This window comes from Enterobacter cloacae complex sp. IR53030 (assembly GCF_049238365.1).
GTDB classification, from domain to species: domain Bacteria; phylum Pseudomonadota; class Gammaproteobacteria; order Enterobacterales; family Enterobacteriaceae; genus Enterobacter; species Enterobacter kobei.
The window spans coordinates 109,024-128,215 of sequence record NZ_JBMKHA010000012.1 but is presented as its reverse complement, the minus strand read 5'-3'; the positions used below and the strand labels follow the sequence as shown (position 1 = coordinate 128,215).

The following is a 19,192-nucleotide window of genomic DNA, read 5'->3' as shown; positions in this document are numbered from 1 at the left end:
ACGGGTGACGTTTAGTCTTGTTGATCGATCTTACGCTCAAGAGACTTGAGTCGCTTGCTCATATCATCAATGTTCATCACCAGTGCTGCTGTTTTACGCCATACCTTGTTGGGTTGCAGCGGAATGCCCGAGGAATAGACGCCAGGTTCGGTGATCGGACGCATTACCATGCCCATGCCCGTCACCGTCACCTTGTCGCATATTTCCATGTGGCCATTAATCACGCTCGCACCGCCAATCATGCAATAACGACCAATTTTCAGGCTGCCCGCCATGATGACGCCCCCCGCAACTGCGGTATTGTCGCCAATCACAACGTTATGCGCAATCTGGCACTGGTTATCGATGATAACACCATTGCCAATGATCGTGTCGTCGAGTGCACCACGGTCGATCGTGGTACAGGCCCCAATCTCCACGCGATCGCCAATAATAACGCGACCAAGCTGCGGGATCTTAACCCAGTTACCGCGATCGTTCGCGTAACCAAAGCCATCAGAACCAATCACGGTGCTGGACTGGACGAGGCAATTTTCGCCGATTTCAACTTCATGATAAATGGACACATTGGCCCATAAACGGGTTCCTGCGCCGATTTTCGTATTTTTCCCAACGAAGCACCCCGGGCCAATCACGACGTTATCACCCAGCACAACGCCAGACTCGATAACCGCATTCGCACCAACGGCAACGTTGTTACCAAGCTTAGCCGTCGGATCGATTGCTGCACTGGCAGCAATGTTCTGAGCCGGCTGCGGCGTGGTATCAAGAATTTGAGCCATGCGTGCATACGTCAGGTAGGGGTTTTTCACTACCAGTGCACTTCCAGTGGCAAAGGGAAGATCGTCCTGCGTCAGAACAACAGCTGACGCCTGGCATTGAGCCAGTTGTTCACGGTACTTAGGGCTTACCATGAAGGTAATCGTGCCAGCTTTAGCAGATTGCATGGACGCAACAGCGGTGATGACGATATCGCCATCACCGTGTAATTCTGCATCCAACTGCTGAGCTAAATCAGCCAGTCGAATTGAAGGCATTACTTATTTAACCTGTTTCAGAACATCAGCGGTGATGTCTTTAACATCGCTGCTGTTGAAAGCAACGGCATTCGCATCAACAACCAGATCGATGCTCTGATCGGCAGCCACTGCTTTAACAGCAGTCTGAATGCGAGTGACCAGTTTGCCACGCTCTTCGTTAGAACGACGCTGACGATCCTGCTCGAAAGCCTGCGCTTTCTGAGAGAAGGTCTGGCGCTGAGCCATAACGTCTTTTTCCAGTTTGCTGCGATCGCTTGCTTTCATGGTAGAACCATCACGCTGCAGACGCTGCATTTTGGACTGAAGATCGCCTTCCATACGCTGCAGTTCGCTCGCACGGCCTTTGAATTCGTTTTCCAGTGTTGCAGAAACACCCGTTTTCTGTGCAACCTGCTGGAACAAATTACCCATGTTGACGATTGCGATTTTGTCTGCTGCCTGAGCAGAAGTTGCCATCGCTAAACCGAGACCTGCAGCTAATAACCACTTTTTCACAATTAACTCCTTACCATCCCATTGGCACCAGAAGGTACCGTTCTTTGCGTGGCAAGGCGACCGTTTTACCGATCGCCGGTTGTCAGCGCTACACTGCCAACGCATTCCTTTGCAGCGGATTATTACCAGGTTTTACCAATGTTAAACTGGAATTGCTCCGCCTTGTCTCCATCGTATTTCTTAAACGGCTGGGCGTAAGAGAAGACCAACGGTCCCAGCGGTGACATCCATTGTAATGCGATACCAGCAGACATGCGAATATTGCTCGGATCGCTGTAGTCTGGAACGCCAGCATCACGCATCTGTGCAGTATTCTGCCAGTTGGTGTCCCACACCGTACCGGCATCCCAGAAGAAGGACGTACGGACGGAGTTCGCGTATTTATCACTGATAAACGGCGTTGGTGTGATGAACTCGAGGCTGGCCACGGCCATTGCGTTACCGCCCACTGCATCATCAGAGCTACACACTTCGGAAGATGAAGATTTATAGCAGTTATCTTTATCGTTACCGCCGTAGTAAACCGCTTTCGGACCAATGTTGTTGGACTGGAAGCCACGCACGGTGCTGGAACCACCCGCGTAGAAGTTCTCGTAGAACGGCAACTCTTTACTGCCGATACCATCACCATAGCCCCAACGGGTACGACCCAGAACGACCCACTTGTGGTCATCATCAATTGGGAAGTAGGACGCGGTATCCAGGGTTACCTTGTAGAACTCATTGTCAGAGCCCGGAACGGTCACTTTACCGTTCAGGTTGACGCGAGAACCTTCCGTTGGGAAGTAACCACGGTCGAGGCGGTTATAGGTCCAGCCGTAGTTGAAGGTGAAGTCATCCGCAGCAAAACCATTGTTATCGCCGGTTTTACTCGCAGACTGGCCAATAGAGTCCAGATAACGCCACATCGCCACCTGAGGTTGCATGTTGGACAGGTCGTTATGCACGTAACCTAAGCCCGCACGCAGGGTGTTGTATTCGTTAACCGGGAAGCCGAGCGTTCCGTCTACACCATAGCTCTTGTTGGTGTAGGAGGAGAGGTCTGCGTCGTCTGCTTTAAAGTCGTTATAGAAGATACGACCGCCCAGGCTTACACCGTCAACGGTGAAGTATGGGTTGGTAACAGAGAACTCAGAGTAGGTCTGGTAGTCGTTTTTGGTGCCGTTAATACCGACAGAGTAACCTGTACCCAGCCAGTTATCCTGCTGGACGCCAACCTGGAAGCTCACGCCACTTTCAGTACCGTAGCCCACACCGAAGTTGAAGCTACCGGTGTTACGCTCTTTCACCTTATACACGACATCAACCTGATCCGGGCTGCCGGGTATACGCTGCGTTTCCGTGTCCACGGTTTCGAAATAGCCCAGACGGTTCAGACGCTCTTTACCCTGGTCAACGAGGTCGCTACCCAACCATGCCCCTTCCATCTGACGCATTTCGCGACGCAGAACGGAGTCTTTGGAGGTATCGTTACCGACGAAGCGGATCTTACGTACGTAGAAACGGTTACCCGCATCAACGTTAACATGCAGCTTAACGGTTTTATCCGCGTCGTTGATTTCCGGCTGTGTTTGTACACGCGGGTAAGCATAACCATAGCGGCCGAGCAGCTTCTTAATGCCGTCTTCCATTTTGGTGACTTTAGAACCGCTGTACAGATCGCCCGGCTGAATTTTAGTCAGCGCTTCAATTTCAGCTGAATGCCCGGCCAGGTTACCACTGACTTCAACACCGGAAAGCTTGTACTGATCGCCTTCAGTGATGTTAATCGTGATGTAGATACCTTTCTTGTCCGGCGTCAGACTGACCTGAGTCGAGTCGATGTTGAAACGGGCGTAACCGCGATCCAGATAGTAGCTGCGCAGGGTTTCGAGATCCCCCGCCAGTTTCTGTTTCTGGTATTTACGATCGCCAACCACGTTCCACCACGGCACTTCATCGCGCAGCTGGAAAGTGGAGATCAGTTCGTCGGTGCTAAACGCGTGGTTACCCACGATGTTGATCTGCTGGATCTTCGCGGAAACACCTTCCTGGAAGACCAGCTTCAGGTCAACACGGTTACGTGGGAGCGGCGTAACCACCGCTTTCACGCTGGCACTGTATTTACCGACGCTGTAGTAGAAGTCTTCCAGACCTTTTTCAATGTCTGAAAGGGTTGTGCGGTCCAGAGATTCCCCCACACGAACACCGGATGCTTCAAGGTTTTGCTTGAGCATGTCATCTTTCACCGACTTGTTACCGGAGAAAGTGATACTGGCGATCGTTGGACGTTCTTTTACCTGTACCAGCAGCGTATCACCATCGCGCAGGACGCGGACATCCTCGAAGTTGCCGGTGGCAAACAGAGCACGGATGGTGTTACTGATATCTTCATCATTAACCGTATCGCCGGGGCGCACAGGCATACTGAGGAGGGCCGCACCAACGGCGACACGCTGAAGGCCTTCGAAATGAATGTCTTTCACTACGAACCCGTCAGCACCGTATACGGTGGCGCTGCTAAACAGCAGCGACGCTATGAGCAACTTTTTCATCGCCATCGTTATTATGCGTTCTTCCTAACTAACTCTCTTACAACCGAGAGAAATCATTGAAAAGTGCAAGCCCCATTAACAGCACCAGCAAAATCGAGCCGATGCGGTAACTAAAGTCTTGAACTCGCTCGGATACCGGTCCGCCTTTTAGCTTTTCAATCGCTAAAAACAGCAGATGACCCCCGTCTAACACGGGAAGCGGGAACAGGTTGATTATCCCAAGGTTCACGCTAATGAGCGCGAGGAACATGAGATAGTAAATCACCCCGAATTCCGCTGACATCCCAGCCCCCTGAGCAATCGAGATTGGCCCACTGAGGTTGTTCAGTTTCACATCACCGGTTATCAATTTCCCCAACATGTTGACCGTCAGCTTCATCAGTTGCCATGTTTTATCCGTGGCTTCAAGGATGGCGCTGAACGGCCCATACTGGCGTATTGTCTTGTACTCATCTGGCAGCGGGATCACTTTTGGCACAACGCCTGCGAACCCTTCTGCCTTTTTGCCGACCGACTTCGTATCCGGGATCAGCGTCAGCGAAAGCGGACTGCCTTGCCTTTCAACTTCCAGCGCGAGGGACGTCCCCGGATTATCGCGCACCAGAGTAACAAAGGTCATCCACTCTGTTAATGGTTGACCATCGACTTTAACGATCCTGTCGCCCGCTTGCAAACCCGCTTTGCTCGCCGCCGAATTTGGCTGGACTTCAGCTAATACCGGCTCAATCTGCGCACCGCGGGGACGAATACCCAGCGCTGCGACGGGATCTTCTTTATCGGGCTCGAAACGCCAGTGGCGTAAATCCAGTACTTTGTCCTGACGCGCGTCTGACCCAAACGGCGATACGCTGAGGGTTGTCTGCGCATCGCCAATTTTGGCTACCAGTTGCAGTCGCACGGCATCCCAATCAGGGGTTTCGATGCCATCAATCGCTTTAAGTTCCATCCCGGACGTAATTTGCGCATTCGCCGCGATAGAGTTGGGCGCAATTTCCCCCACCACCGGACGCACACCAGGGACGCCGATAATAAACACCAGCCAGTAAGCGAAAATTGCAAAGATGAAGTTGGCTACCGGTCCGGCAGCAATGATGGCAGCGCGTTGTCCAACGGTTTTGTTGTTAAACGCACTGTGTCGCAGCTCGGGTGCGACAGGCTCGACGCGTTCGTCGAGCATTTTGACGTAGCCGCCAAGCGGGATAAGTGCAATGACAAATTCCGTGCCGTGACGGTCGGTGCGCGTCCAGAGTGATTTGCCAAAACCAATGGAGAATCGCTCTACCCGCACACCACAACGGCGAGCAACCCAGAAATGGCCAAATTCATGCACGGTAATCAGCACACCCAGTGCAACAATGAACGCCGCCAGATTCCAGAGAATGCTCAGCATAAAACCTTCCGTTAAATCGTCCCGAATACCAGTAAAAGCAGGCAAGCAAACACTGGAACAGCCGCTGTCAGGCTGTCAATGCGATCCAGTATACCGCCATGCCCTGGAATCAGATGTCCGCTGTCCTTAATCCCTGCTTCACGCTTAAACATACTTTCGGTTAAATCACCGAGCACTGAGGCAAGCGCTGCAAAAATAGAGCATACCAGCAGTATTGACGGAGCCACTGCCAGATCCGCCCAGACGCCATAGCCCCAGGAGATAACTGCAGCCGTAAACAAGCCGCCGATGAATCCTTGCCAGGTTTTCCCTGGAGACACCTTCGGCGCCAGTTTATGTTTGCCGAACAGTTTACCAAACATATAGGCCCCGGAGTCAGCCCCCCAGACGAGAATCATCACATAAAGCAGCCAGATCGCACCGCTATAGTGGTTTTCGTCATAGTGCCAGGCGCGTAGCGCGACCATCCCCCAGAAAAAAGGCACAATGGTGAGCAGACCAAAAATGAGTCGCAACACTTTTGAATTACGCCATAAAGCCGCAGAGCCTGGATAAAAAAGAACCAGCAGCAATGCAGCCACCCACCAGGCCAGCGATATCCACAAGGAACCGGCAACCAGCGGCTGATGAATATCGTGGTGATATTCAGGCAACGTAAACAGCATTATGGCCAGAATAAAGCCACAGAGTACCGCAAGCCATACTCGCTGATTGCGCGAGGTAAAGCCGCTAAACTGTCCCCATTCCCACGCCGCGAGCATGCAGACCACCAGCGTGACAATAGCGAATCCCACCGGGGGCAGTAAAAACAGCGCCGCAATGACAATGGGTATTAATACAAAAGCGGAAATCAGGCGATACTTCAGCAAAAGCTACCCCCATCAGGCGTTGTCGCCACCTGGCTCGGTGCCGCCGAAACGACGCTCTCGATTGGCAAAGGCATGCAGCGCACCTTCAAAGTCTTGTTCATCAAAATCGGGCCAAAGAACATCTGTAAAGTAAAGTTCGGCATAGGCAATTTGCCATATCAAAAAGTTACTTATGCGATGTTCCCCCCCTGTCCTAATTACCAAATCCACAGGTGCCAGCTCATTCATGCAGATTTGCTTGCTCAGCGCCTCTTCATCAATCTGGTCGGGTCTCAACAGCCCTTCCTGAACCTGTTCGGCCAGATGCCGAACGCCCTGGATAATATCCCAGCGTCCGCCGTAATTCGCCGCGATATTGAGCGTCAGACCGGTATTATTTTCAGTCAGCGCTTCTGCTTTACGAATCCGTTCCTGCAAACGTGAGTTAAAACGACTGGTATCGCCAATGATACGCAGGCGGACGTTGTGGCGGTGCAGGCTTTTTACTTCGCTGTCGAGCGCCCACACAAACAGTTCCATCAACGCAGTCACTTCCTGCGGCGGTCGATTCCAGTTTTCACTGCTAAAAGCATAGAGCGTTAACGCATCAATGCCGTTATTCGCGGCAAAAGAAACGGCGCGGCGAACGGATTTCGCCCCTGCTTTATGCCCAAAGGCTCGTATCTTCCCTTGTCTTTTCGCCCAGCGGCCATTGCCATCCATAATGATTGCTACATGACGGCAGCCATGAGCTGGCAAGTTTTCGCTTATTGGTTGATTCGCAGACAACATAACGCGTTTTTTGTCCCTGAAAAGGATTTAACGGTACTCAGGAATACTTAAGCCTGTACATAAAAAAGCCGTGTCAAACCACGGCTTACCTGACCACATAAAGTCAAATTCCTGCGATCAGGTGGCGCAGACTATATCACTGAAGCCCAAAGCTAACAAATAGCACGACGACTAGTGCTTGCTTTATCACCAGCTTGCGAGACGGCTCACCTGTTTACGCGCAATTTCACGTGCAGCAGCATCGACCGCCAGCACCTCTTCCACACTTTGAGGCTCACGCAAATCCATTATTTCCAGTACCGATAAATTCAACGTTGCGATATCGGTAAAGCGGATTTGCTGATGCAGAAATGCGTCAACGGTAATTTCGTTGGCTGCATTCAGTGCCGTCGTCGCCGCCTGTCCCTGGTCGAAGGCGTTCATCGCAAGCTTCAGACAAGGATAGCGATCGTAATCGGGTTCACTGAACGTCAGGGAACTTAGCTTACAAAAATCAAGCGGCTTCACGCCCGATTTCACCCGGTTTGGCCACGCCATTGTATGGGCGATGGGCGTACGCATATCCGGCTCGCCCAGCTGTGCCAGCACGCTGCCATCCTGATAGCGCACCATCGAGTGAATGACCGATTGCGGGTGAATCAGAACTTCCATCTGTTTCGCTGACGCATTAAACAGCCAGCGAGCTTCAATGTATTCCAGACCTTTATTCATCATGGTGGCGGAGTCAACGGAGATTTTACGTCCCATTGACCAGTTCGGATGACGACACGCCTGATCCGGCGTCATTGCGCTCAGTTCAGACAGTGGCGTTTCACGGAACGGGCCACCAGACCCGGTAAGCAGAATCGACACGACGCCATTCTGCTCCAGGTCAGCGTACCCCAGGTTCTGTTGAAAAGGTTGCGGTAAACTCTGAAAAATGGCGTTGTGCTCGCTGTCGACCGGCAAAAGACGCGCCCCGCGCTGCTTCACCGCGTCCATAAACAGGCGTCCGCAGGTCACCAGCGACTCTTTGTTGGCCAGCAGAACATCTTTACCCGCATCTATTGCCGCAAGCGTCGGCAGCAACCCGGCCGCACCGACAATAGCCGCCATGACCTGGTCAACCTCATCCAGCGCCGCCATGTCGCAGGCCGCCTGCGCCCCACTCAGCACCTCGGTTCGACTGCCCTTCTCAAGCAGCAGAGTTTTCAGCTGACGCGCGCTCTCATCGTCATCCATCACCGCATAACGTGGCATAAACTCCAGGCACTGCTCGACCATGCGCTGCACGTTCTTACCGGCGACCAGCGCGGTCACGGTATAATGTTCAGGATTGTGGCGGACGACGTCGAGAGTACTGCAACCGATAGAGCCGGTTGAGCCAAGGAGAGTTAAATGCTTCATGGGATGCCCGAAAAAAGTTAGACCAGATAAAAGCAAAACGCCGCCAGCAAGACCCGAAGTCCCTCTGAACGGCGTTTATCAGTGTACGACAGAAATCAGAACTGCATCAGTTCCGCTTCTTTATCTGCCAGCGCCGCATCAATTTTCTTGATCGCTGCGTCGGTCATTTTCTGAATGTCGTCCTGAGAACGACGATCGTCATCTTCACTGATCTCTTTTTCTTTCAGCAGCGCTTTCACTTTATCGTTCGCGTCGCGGCGAACGTTACGCACGGATACGCGACCCTGCTCAGCTTCGCCACGCACCACTTTGATCAGATCTTTACGACGTTCTTCCGTCAGTGGAGGCAGTGGAACGCGGATATCAGAACCGGCAGAGCTTGGGTTCAGACCGAGGTCAGAGGCCATGATCGCTTTCTCAACCGCCGGGCTCATAGAGCGATCGAACACGTTGATTTTCAGCGTACGGGTATCTTCTACCGTCACGCTCGCCAGCTGACGCAGAGGGGTTGGCGTACCGTAGTATTCCACGATGATGCCATCCAGCAGGCTTGGGGAAGCACGGCCAGTACGGATTTTGCTGATTTGGGTTTTGAACGCTTCTACGCATTTTTCCATGCGTACTTCAGCATCTTTTCTGATGTCGTTAATCACGTTACGAATCCTTGAAAACTTGTCTCAGGCAGACTATCCGCCAGCACAGCGCTACAGGTGTGCTAAGTATAGTCGCGTTTAATTCATGACAACGCCAAAGGCGCGCCCGGGTAAGATACCACTACAAAATAAAGCGGAATCTTACCTGTATTTATCGCCGACGGAAATTATTCCGTGATCAAAGTGCCTTCTTTTTCGCCCATGACCACGCGGCGCAGTGCGCCAGGCTTATTCATGTTGAAGACACGGATCGGCAGTTTGTGGTCGCGAGCCAGCGTGAAGGCGGCAAGATCCATCACTTTCAGCTCTTTTTCCAGCACTTCGCCGTAGCTCAGCTGATCGTACATGGTGGCGGAAGGATCTTTTGCCGGGTCGGCAGTAAACACGCCGTCTACTTTGGTCGCTTTCAGTACCACATCGGCTTCGATCTCAATACCGCGCAGGCAGGCAGCGGAATCGGTCGTAAAGAACGGGTTACCCGTACCGGCGGAGAGGATCACCACGCGGTTGTTGCGCAGCAGGCTGATCGCCTCTGCCCAGCTGTAATTATCGCATACGCCATTCAGTGGAATCGCGGACATCAGGCGGGCATTCACATAGGCGCGGTGGAGCGCATCACGCATCGCCAGGCCATTCATGACGGTTGCCAGCATACCCATGTGGTCGCCCACAACGCGGTTCATCCCCGCTTTCGCCAGACCAGCACCACGGAAAAGGTTGCCACCGCCAATGACCACGCCAACCTGGATACCCAGTTCGACCAGTTCTTTGATTTCCTGTGCCATGCGATCAAGGATGCTTGCGTCAATACCGAAGCCTTCCGATCCCTGCAGCGCTTCGCCACTCAGCTTAAGCAGAATGCGTTTGTACACGGGTTTTGCATTGGTAGCCATGTTTCTTTCCTGAGACTGTCAACGATTAAGATGGGAGTTAATTCTGGCGACATGATATGCCGCAAATCAGCACAGCGATACTGGAGCCTGTCTGATTTCATATGACGGGTGACAAAAAGAAGCCGCCCTCAGGCGGCTCCTTTTCAATCATTAAGACTGCTTGGACATTGCAGCAACTTCTGCTGCGAAGTCAGTCTCAACTTTCTCGATGCCTTCGCCCACTTCGAAGCGGATGAAGCCAGTTACGTCAGCGTTGTGCTCTTTCAGCAGCTGAGCAACAGACTTGCTTGGATCCATAACGAAAGGCTGGCCAGTCAGAGAAACTTCGCCGGTGAATTTCTTCATGCGGCCTTCAACCATTTTCTCTGCGATTTCTTTTGGCTTACCAGACTGCATCGCGATGTCCAGCTGAACCTGGTACTCTTTTTCTACCACTTCAGCAGACACGTCTTCTGGCTTAACGAATTCTGGTTTGCTTGCAGCGATGTGCATAGCCAGCTGTTTAACCAGCTCTTCGTCAGCGCCTTTAGCCGCAACCAGAACACCGATACGTGCACCGTGCTGGTAAGAGCCCAGAACGTCGCCTTCCAGAGAAGAAACGCGACGGATGTTGATGTTCTCACCGATTTTAGCAACCAGCGCAACACGTTCTTCTTCGAACTGTGCTTTCAGAACTTCAACGTCAGTGATTTTGCCAGCAACCGCTGCGTCCAGAACTTTGTTCGCAAATGCCTGGAAACCGCCATCTTTAGCAACGAAGTCAGTCTGGCAGTTAACTTCCAGAATGATGCCGTAGTTGCCGTCGATTTTGGTGATGATCACGCCGTCAGCAGCAACGTTGCCTGCTTTTTTAGCTGCTTTGATCGCACCGGATTTACGCATGTTTTCGATTGCCAGCTCGATGTCGCCGTTCGCTTCAGTCAGCGCTTTTTTGCAATCCATCATGCCTGCGCCAGTACGCTCGCGCAGCTCTTTTACCAGGGATGCGGTAATTTCAGCCATTCTTAAATCCTCGGGAGATGTGAACTGCCCGGCCGGGGGCCAAACAGTGTAAATTGAAAAAAGGGGCCGGTAATGGGCCCCTATTCATACACGGTACTAATAAGGGGTAAAACCTTATTATTCAGCTTCTACGAAGCTTTCTTCCGCCTGAGAAGCCAGATCCTGGGAACGGCCTTCACGAACGGTAGCAGCTACAGCGCTCAGGTACAGGCTAACAGCACGGATTGCGTCGTCGTTACCCGGGATAACGAAGTCAACACCGTCCGGATCGGAGTTGGTATCAACGATAGCGAATACCGGGATACCCAGGTTGTTAGCTTCTTTGATAGCGATGTGCTCGTGGTCTGCATCGATTACGAACAGCGCGTCTGGCAGGCCGCCCATATCTTTGATACCGCCCAGGCTGTTTTCCAGCTTGTCCAGTTCACGAGTGCGCATCAGCGCTTCTTTCTTAGTCAGCTTGTCGAAAGTACCGTCCTGAGACTGGGTTTCCAGATCTTTCAGGCGCTTGATGGACTGACGAACAGTTTTCCAGTTGGTCAGCATGCCGCCCAACCAGCGATGGTTCACGAAGAACTGGTCGCAGCTGTTAGCAGCATCTTTCACAGCTTCGCTTGCAGCGCGCTTAGTACCAACGAACAGAATCTTACCTTTACGGGAAGAGATCTTGTTCAGCTCAGCCAGGGCTTCGTTGAACATTGGTACAGTTTTCTCAAGGTTGATGATGTGAACTTTGTTACGCGCGCCGAAGATGAAAGGCTTCATTTTCGGGTTCCAGTAACGGGTCTGGTGACCAAAGTGAACACCAGCCTTGAGCATGTCGCGCATGGAAACAGTTGCCATGTTTAAAACCTCTATATTGAAAGTTGGGGTTATGCCTCCACGTATCCCATATTACCGACCCCGAAGGGCACCCCGGAATATGTGCCGATACGTGTGTGTTGTTACACAAAGTGAGATTTGTCGCTCCCGTCCAGCCTGTGTATCTGAGATGGATCGGAAGTCCGGCGCGCTTTATACCACAAAACACGACCAGAAACCAACAGTTGTTGGCGGAGTGTGCTGTTAATGATTCTCAATTTGGCACGGAGCGTGCCTGACTGATACCATTGACGACACTTAGACTAGTATTGTCGAAAAAATCGACACCGATGGACAGATTACATGGCTATCTCTATTAAGACACCTGAAGAAATTGAAAAGATGCGCGTCGCCGGTCGTCTGGCCGCGGAAGTGCTGGAAATGATCGAACCGTTCGTGAAGCCGGGCGTCAGCACCGGTGAACTGGACCGCATCTGTAACGACTATATCGTGAACGAGCAGCACGCGGTTTCCGCCTGCCTCGGCTACCACGGTTTCCCGAAATCCGTCTGCATTTCTATTAATGAAGTGGTTTGTCACGGTATCCCGGACGACGAAAAACTGCTGAAAGATGGCGACATCGTCAACATCGACGTGACCGTCATTAAAGACGAGTACCACGGTGACACCTCTAAGATGTTCATTGTCGGCAAGCCAACGATTCTGGGCGAGCGTCTGTGCAAAGTGACACAAGAGAGCCTGTACCTGGCGCTGAAAATGGTTAAGCCGGGTATTCGCCTGCGTACCATTGGTGCTGCCATCCAGAAGTTTGTAGAAGCGGAAGGGTTCTCCGTCGTGCGCGAATACTGCGGTCACGGTATTGGCCGCGTTTTCCATGAAGAACCCCAGGTTCTGCACTATGATGCCGATGACGGCGGCGTGGTGCTGCAAAAGGGTATGACCTTCACCATCGAGCCGATGGTGAACGCCGGTGACTACCGCATCCGCACCATGAAAGATGGCTGGACGGTGAAAACCAAAGACAGAAGCTTGTCTGCTCAGTACGAGCATACTATTGTGGTAACAGACAACGGCTGCGAAATTATGACGTTGCGCAAGGATGACACCATCCCGGCGATACTGACGAACATTGAGTGATAAGAAGCCGGCAAATGCCGGCTTTTTTAATGGCGATAGCTTTTTCTTATGGGTGGCGCACGATGAGTAATCTCTTACCCGAACAGTATGCTAACACAGCACTTCCCACCCTTCCCGACCAGCCCGATAACCCGGGCGTCTGGCCGTCGCACGAGCTGACCTGCGCGCATATCAAAGCCCATATGGATGTTTTCCATCGCTGGCTGGGCAGCGCGTTCGACGCAGGGGTCTCAGCCGAGCAACTTATTGAAGCGCGCACCGAATTTATCGACCAGCTCCTGCAACGTCTGTGGATCGACTACGGTTTCGGGCAGGTGAGCGACATCGCGCTGGTTGCCGTCGGGGGCTATGGCCGCGGTGAACTTCATCCACTTTCCGATATCGATCTCCTGATCTTAAGCCGTAAAAAGCTACCGGACGAACAGGCGCAGAAGATTGGCGAGCTGCTGACCCTGCTCTGGGACGTGAAGCTGGAAGTGGGACACAGCGTGAGAACCCTGGAAGAGTGCCTGCTGGAGGGCTTATCTGACCTGACCGTCGCCACCAACCTGATTGAAACTCGTCTGCTGATCGGTGACGTGGCGCTGTTCCTGGAGCTGCAAAAGCACATCTTCAGCGACGGCTTTTGGCCGTCAGAAAAATTCTTCGCCGCGAAGGTCGAGGAGCAAAATCAGCGCCATCAGCGCTACCACGGCACCAGTTACAATCTTGAACCCGATATTAAAAGCAGCCCCGGCGGCCTGCGCGACATCCACACGCTACAGTGGGTGGCCCGCCGCCACTTTGGCGCCACCTCAATGGACGAGATGGTCGGCTTTGGCTTTTTAACCGAGGCCGAACGTAACGAACTGAACGAGTGCCTGCATCTGCTGTGGCGCATCCGTTTTGCCCTGCATCTGGAAGTGACCCGCTACGATAACCGCCTGCTGTTTGACCGCCAGCTCAGCGTGGCGCAGCGATTGAATTATCAGGGCGAAGGTAACGAACCGGTTGAGCAGATGATGAAGGATTTCTTCCGCGTCACCCGCCGGGTGACCGAGCTGAACCAGATGCTGTTGCAGCTGTTCGACGAGGCCATTCTGGCCCTGACGGCGGACGAAAAGCCGCGCCCAATTGATGACGAATTCCAGCTGCGCGGCACGCTTATCGACCTGCGGGACGAAACGCTGTTTATCCGCGAGCCGGAAGCGATCCTGCGAATGTTCTACACGATGGTGCGCAACAGCACAATTACCGGGATCTACTCCACCACCCTGCGCCATCTGCGCCATGCGCGCCGTCATCTGACGCAGCCGCTGTGCTATATCCCGGAAGCGCGCTCGCTGTTTTTGAGTATGCTCCGTCATCCTGGCGCCGTCAGCCGTGGTCTGCTGCCAATGCACCGTCATAGCGTGCTGTGGGCCTATATGCCGCAGTGGTCGCACATCGTCGGACAGATGCAGTTCGATCTCTTCCACGCCTACACGGTGGATGAGCACACGATCCGCGTCATGCTCAAGCTGGAAAGCTTTGCGAAAGAAGAGACGCGATCCCGCCACCCGCTTTGCGTGGAGCTGTGGCCGCGCCTCACCCATCCGGAACTGATCCTGATTGCCGCCCTGTTCCACGACATCGCCAAAGGCCGCGGTGGAGACCACTCGGTGCTGGGTGCGCAGGACGTGCTGAAATTTGCCGAGCTGCATGGGCTCAACTCGCGCGAAACGCAGCTGGTCGCCTGGCTAGTACGCCATCACCTGCTGATGTCAGTCACTGCCCAGCGTCGTGATATTCAGGATCCAGAGGTAATTAAGCAATTCGCCGAAGAGGTCCAGACGGAGAACCGTCTGCGCTATCTGGTGTGCCTGACGGTCGCGGATATTTGTGCCACCAATGAAACCCTGTGGAACAGCTGGAAGCAAAGCCTGCTGCGCGAGCTCTATTTCGCCACCGAAAAACAGCTGCGTCGCGGAATGCAAAACACCCCGGACATGCGCGAGCGCGTGCGACATCACCAGCTGCAGGCCCTGGCGCTGCTGCGGATGGATAACATTGATGAAGAAGCACTGCATCAGATTTGGGCCCGCTGCCGTGCCAACTATTTTGTCCGCCACAGCCCAAACCAGCTTGCCTGGCACGCGCGACATCTGCTGAAGCACGATCTGTCGCAGCCGATGATCCTGCTTAGCCCACAGGCGACGCGCGGCGGGACGGAGATCTTCATCTGGAGCCCGGATCGGCCTTATCTGTTTGCTGCGGTCTGCGCCGAGCTGGACAGGCGTAACCTGAGCGTTCACGACGCGCAGATTTTTACCACCCGCGACGGCATGGCGATGGATACCTTTATCGTACTGGAGCCGGACGGCAGTCCGCTCTCGTCGGACAGACATGAAGGGATACGCTTCGGTCTGGAACAGGCGATCACTCAGCGCAGCTGGCAGCCACCGCAGCCGCGTCGCCAGCCGGCGAAATTGCGCCACTTTACCGTCGATACCGAGGTCAATTTCCTGCCGACCCACACCGACCGTAAATCGTTCCTGGAGCTGATCGCGCTCGACCAGCCAGGGCTGCTCGCCCGCGTCGGCCAGGTTTTTGCCGATCTGGGAATTTCGCTTCATGGCGCCCGAATTACAACTATTGGCGAGCGAGTAGAAGATTTATTTATAATCGCCACCGCCGACCGGCGTGCCCTTAATAATGACCTGCAACTTGAAGTGCAACAACGGTTGACAGCAGCCCTCAATCCAAACGATAAAGGGTGACGTGTTTTTTAGTGAAATGGAAAGAGTAAACAATGCAGCAGTTACAGAACGTTATTGAGTCCGCTTTTGAGCGTCGCGCCGAGATTACCCCGGCAAATGTGGATACCGTAACCCGTGAAGCGGTAAACCAGGTGATTTCCCTGCTGGATTCCGGCGCGCTGCGCGTGGCAGAAAAAATCGACGGTCAGTGGGTTACTCATCAATGGCTGAAGAAAGCGGTGCTGCTCTCTTTCCGTATCAACGATAACCAGGTTATCGACGGAGCAGAAAGCCGCTACTTCGATAAAGTCCCAATGAAATTCGCGGATTACGACGAAGCGCGTTTCCAGAAAGAAGGCTTCCGCGTGGTGCCGCCTGCTGCAGTGCGTCAGGGCGCGTTCATCGCACGCAACACCGTGCTGATGCCATCCTACGTGAACATCGGTGCCTACGTTGACGAAGGTACCATGGTGGATACCTGGGCTACCGTCGGTTCCTGTGCCCAAATCGGTAAAAACGTTCACCTGTCCGGCGGCGTGGGCATCGGTGGTGTTCTGGAGCCACTGCAGGCTAACCCAACCATCATCGAAGACAACTGCTTCATCGGCGCGCGTTCAGAAGTGGTTGAAGGCGTGATCGTGGAAGAGGGTTCCGTGATCTCCATGGGCGTTTACATCGGCCAGAGCACCCGTATTTACGATCGCGAAACCGGCGAAGTTCACTACGGCCGCGTTCCGGCGGGCTCCGTGGTCGTTTCCGGTAACCTGCCGTCGAAAGATGGCAAATACAGCCTGTACTGTGCCGTTATCGTGAAGAAAGTGGATGCGAAAACCCGCGGTAAAGTCGGTATCAACGAACTGCTGCGCACCATCGACTAATCGCTGACCCGTTGATACACCGGGACCCGCCTGTGCGTCCCGGTGTAATCATCAAAGACGTCCGTTTCCGCAGTCACGATTGCCATTCCCTTTCTTCTCAACCCTGCAATATCCGCCGCCATACGCTGGCTCCCCAACCAGAAAAGCCCGTCAAGCGCAGTCACAGCCAGACCCGATTCCAGCGCCAGCGTCAGTCGCTCACGCGGCGCTTTGACCTCTCTGGCAATCTGCCGGAATGGCTCCGCCGTAAGCCCGGTGGGATCGACCCGTCGAATGCGGGTGGTCATGCGGTATTGAAAAGCGTCGGGGATCGCATCCAGATCGCCCTTCAGGCTGTAAACGCAGCCAAAGCGCTTGCCGTTGAAGATGACGTTCTTCTGGTTTAGCTGAAACTCATCGCGCAGCCCGGCGATTAGCTGCGGGGCGCGGGTCAGTATCAGCCGAAATGGCAGTTCGAAGCTGGTGACATAATCCACGTTGAGCAAGGCAATGCGTAAACGCTCCTCCGCCCCCGCCTGAAGCTGGCGGCATTCAGCGGCGACTTCTGCCCACTGATGCGTGAGTCTTTGGTTCTCTTCTACGGCACCAAAGCTATATTTTTCAATTTGATAATCAATGCGTCCTGACATGTCATTATCCCCGCAGCCTACGCTTTCGTGCGATAACTTTGCCTGAATTCCCCGGCTTTGAATACCGTCTCGCTCGCCTTTTCTCATGACTCTCACGATGCTGCATTAACGTTGAGAGAAATGATTACCTTATTACATTGATTTCCGCTTGACGTGGTCGTTAAAAACAACAATAAACGAGTGGGAGCATTTATTTTCCCTGCTCGGTAATGTCAGTGAAAGGTAATCAGGATCGACCCCGCTTTTTTTGAACCCGAGGGTGGCAAAAAGGAATTTTTTCATTAATTATTCAAAGGTTATGTTGAGATAAGGGTACCGCTATGTACGATAATCTGAAAAGTCTGGGCATTACCAATCCTGATGAAATTGATCGTTACAGCCTCCGCCAGGAAGCCAACAACGACATCTTAAAAATTTATTTTCACAAGGATAAAGGCGAGTTTTTCGCCAAAAGCGTGAAGTTTAAATATCCACGCCAGCGTAAGACCGTCGTCGCGGACGGCGTAGGCCAGGGGTACAAAGAAGTTCAGGAAATCAGCCCTAACCTGCGCTATGTGATCGATGAACTCGATCAGATTTGTCAGCGCGACCGCACTGAAGTCGATCTCAAGCGTAAGATCCTTGACGATCTGCGTCACCTTGAAAGCGTTGTTACCAATAAGATCAGCGAGATTGAAGCGGATCTTGAGAAGTTAACTCGGAAATAAAAGCAAAACGGCAGTCCCTGATTGCCGTTTTTAATGTTTGCGCCCTCTCCCCGTGGGAGAGGGATGGGGTGAGGGCACCAGCCCGCACTCAGTCATCTCTGCTCATCCAGCTGCAACGCCACATACAGCAGCAGCCTGTCGTCAAAATTCCCCAGATCCAGCCCCGTTAGCTCCGAAATCCGGTTAAGCCGGTACTCCAGCGTATTGCGATGAATAAACAACGCCTTCGACGTCGCCAGCGGCTGCACGTTATGGCGGAACCACGCCTGCAGCGTCCGGCGCAGCAGGCCGTTGTTGTCCATCGCTTTCAGGCGCGCTAAGGGCCGCGCCAGCTCGTTGGCCTGCCAGCCACCGCGCAGGCTGTCGAGCAGCACCGGCAGCATCAGGTCCTGATAGAAATAACTGCGGCTCTCCGGCATCCGCTGCTTACCCACCATCATGGTGGTGCGCGCGGTGCGCCAGGAGCGGGCAATACTGCCCGGCCCGGAAAAGTAATTGCCGAGCGCAACGCGAAAACGCAGCTGACCGTTCTCCTGCATCCGGGAAATCAGCAGTTCCACGCGACGACGATGATCTTCGGCATCCCAGCGGCCAAACGGATTGAGCGCGGGTTTGAGCACCACCATTTCCGTCAGCGAGACTATCGCCACCAGGTTATCGCGTTCCGGGGTCGTCAGCGCATTTTGCAGCTGCTGCAGTTCGGCCATCGCGCTGTCTACGCCAAGCTGACCGCTATCGACCTCGATCACCGCCACCACGCGCGGCTGATTGAGGTCGATCCCCAGGCGCTGCGCCCATTCGCTGAGTGCAGGCGTAAGCTCTTCCGCCTGAATAAGGTTCATCACCAGCTCTTCGCGCAGGCGGCTGTCCTGGGCGAGCAGATGCATCAGGCGCGACTGCTCCAGCATCATTTCCGCCGTCATACAGACCAGCTCGCCATATTTACGCAGGGACTCCGGCTCGCCGGTCAGGCCGATAACCCCCACAATCTCGCCTTCAAGGCGCAGCGGTAAATTGATGCCCTGGCGCACGCCGTGCAGGTGTTTCGCAACCGCATCGTCGATATCAACCACACGCCCCTGAGAGAGCACCAAAAGCGCGCCTTCGTGCAATTCACCAATGCGCTCACGATCGCCACTACCAATAATGCGCCCACGGGCATCCATTACATTGATGTTGGTATCAATGATGCGCATCGTGCGCGCCACAATATCCTGCGCCATTTTGGTATCAAGATGCCAGCCAGCCATGTCACCCTCCTCTGAGCAG

The 19,192-nt window shown here is 53.6% G+C and carries 17 protein-coding genes; 4 read left to right on the top strand and 13 right to left on the bottom strand.

Annotation, left to right across the window (positions count from 1 at the left end; translation table 11 throughout):
- Positions 1-11: 11 nt before the first annotated feature.
- From lpxD to rpsB, 11 genes are all read right to left on the bottom strand, one after another.
- On the bottom strand, positions 12-1,037 hold the full coding sequence (gene lpxD, locus ACOTXR_RS13980) for a UDP-3-O-(3-hydroxymyristoyl)glucosamine N-acyltransferase (RefSeq protein WP_045134605.1): 1,026 nt from the start codon (positions 1,035-1,037) through the stop codon (positions 12-14).
- Between the two features lie 3 nt (positions 1,038-1,040).
- Complete coding sequence (skp, locus tag ACOTXR_RS13975) at positions 1,041-1,535, bottom strand: molecular chaperone Skp (RefSeq protein WP_014882635.1); 495 nt, start codon at positions 1,533-1,535, stop codon at positions 1,041-1,043.
- Positions 1,536-1,657: 122 nt separating this feature from the next.
- Entirely contained in the window at positions 1,658-4,075 is a 2,418-nt protein-coding gene (bamA, locus tag ACOTXR_RS13970; RefSeq protein ID WP_014882634.1) for an outer membrane protein assembly factor BamA, read from the bottom strand.
- A 31-nt stretch (positions 4,076-4,106) separates the two neighbouring features.
- Entirely contained in the window at positions 4,107-5,459 is a 1,353-nt protein-coding gene (rseP, locus tag ACOTXR_RS13965) for a sigma E protease regulator RseP (protein ID WP_014882633.1), read from the bottom strand.
- A gap of 11 nt (positions 5,460-5,470) precedes the next feature.
- Entirely contained in the window at positions 5,471-6,328 is an 858-nt protein-coding gene (gene cdsA / locus ACOTXR_RS13960) for a phosphatidate cytidylyltransferase (protein ID WP_014882632.1), read from the bottom strand.
- A 12-nt stretch (positions 6,329-6,340) separates the two neighbouring features.
- Entirely contained in the window at positions 6,341-7,099 is a 759-nt protein-coding gene (gene ispU / locus ACOTXR_RS13955; RefSeq protein WP_014882631.1) for a (2E,6E)-farnesyl-diphosphate-specific ditrans,polycis-undecaprenyl-diphosphate synthase, read from the bottom strand.
- Positions 7,100-7,285: 186 nt separating this feature from the next.
- A complete protein-coding gene (gene ispC / locus ACOTXR_RS13950) occupies positions 7,286-8,485 on the bottom strand; it encodes a 1-deoxy-D-xylulose-5-phosphate reductoisomerase (protein ID WP_058690754.1) in 1,200 nt (399 codons plus the stop codon).
- Positions 8,486-8,580: 95 nt separating this feature from the next.
- Positions 8,581-9,138 (bottom strand): ribosome recycling factor, encoded by a 558-nt coding sequence (frr, locus tag ACOTXR_RS13945; protein WP_014882629.1) that lies wholly within the window; start codon positions 9,136-9,138, stop codon positions 8,581-8,583.
- Between the two features lie 167 nt (positions 9,139-9,305).
- Complete coding sequence (gene pyrH / locus ACOTXR_RS13940; RefSeq protein ID WP_023332129.1) at positions 9,306-10,031, bottom strand: UMP kinase; 726 nt, start codon at positions 10,029-10,031, stop codon at positions 9,306-9,308.
- 150 nt (positions 10,032-10,181) lie between these two features.
- A complete protein-coding gene (gene tsf, locus ACOTXR_RS13935) occupies positions 10,182-11,033 on the bottom strand; it encodes a translation elongation factor Ts (RefSeq protein WP_014882627.1) in 852 nt (283 codons plus the stop codon).
- A gap of 117 nt (positions 11,034-11,150) precedes the next feature.
- Positions 11,151-11,876 (bottom strand): 30S ribosomal protein S2, encoded by a 726-nt coding sequence (gene rpsB, locus ACOTXR_RS13930; protein ID WP_003856207.1) that lies wholly within the window; start codon positions 11,874-11,876, stop codon positions 11,151-11,153.
- 321 nt (positions 11,877-12,197) lie between these two features.
- Between rpsB and map the strand changes: the two genes are divergently transcribed.
- From map to dapD, 3 genes are all read left to right on the top strand, one after another.
- Positions 12,198-12,992, top strand: coding sequence for a type I methionyl aminopeptidase (gene map, locus ACOTXR_RS13925; protein ID WP_014882626.1), 795 nt, complete (start codon positions 12,198-12,200; stop codon positions 12,990-12,992).
- A 62-nt stretch (positions 12,993-13,054) separates the two neighbouring features.
- Positions 13,055-15,730, top strand: coding sequence for a bifunctional uridylyltransferase/uridylyl-removing protein GlnD (gene glnD, locus ACOTXR_RS13920; RefSeq protein ID WP_014882625.1), 2,676 nt, complete (start codon positions 13,055-13,057; stop codon positions 15,728-15,730).
- Positions 15,731-15,762: 32 nt separating this feature from the next.
- A complete protein-coding gene (dapD, locus tag ACOTXR_RS13915) occupies positions 15,763-16,587 on the top strand; it encodes a 2,3,4,5-tetrahydropyridine-2,6-dicarboxylate N-succinyltransferase (protein WP_008501915.1) in 825 nt (274 codons plus the stop codon).
- On the opposite strand, the gene ACOTXR_RS13910 is transcribed toward dapD, so the two are convergent.
- A complete protein-coding gene (locus ACOTXR_RS13910) occupies positions 16,584-17,216 on the bottom strand; it encodes a DNA-binding protein (protein WP_058690753.1) in 633 nt (210 codons plus the stop codon). The two genes, dapD and ACOTXR_RS13910, sit on opposite strands and share 4 nt — an antisense overlap.
- A gap of 320 nt (positions 17,217-17,536) precedes the next feature.
- Here ACOTXR_RS13910 and ACOTXR_RS13905 point away from each other — a divergent pair, with 320 nt between their 5' ends.
- Positions 17,537-17,923 (top strand): DUF3461 family protein, encoded by a 387-nt coding sequence (locus tag ACOTXR_RS13905; RefSeq protein WP_014168696.1) that lies wholly within the window; start codon positions 17,537-17,539, stop codon positions 17,921-17,923.
- Positions 17,924-18,015: 92 nt separating this feature from the next.
- Here ACOTXR_RS13905 and cdaR read toward each other — a convergent pair whose 3' ends face one another.
- Entirely contained in the window at positions 18,016-19,173 is a 1,158-nt protein-coding gene (gene cdaR / locus ACOTXR_RS13900) for a DNA-binding transcriptional regulator CdaR (RefSeq protein WP_014882623.1), read from the bottom strand.
- Positions 19,174-19,192 lie beyond the last annotated feature (19 nt).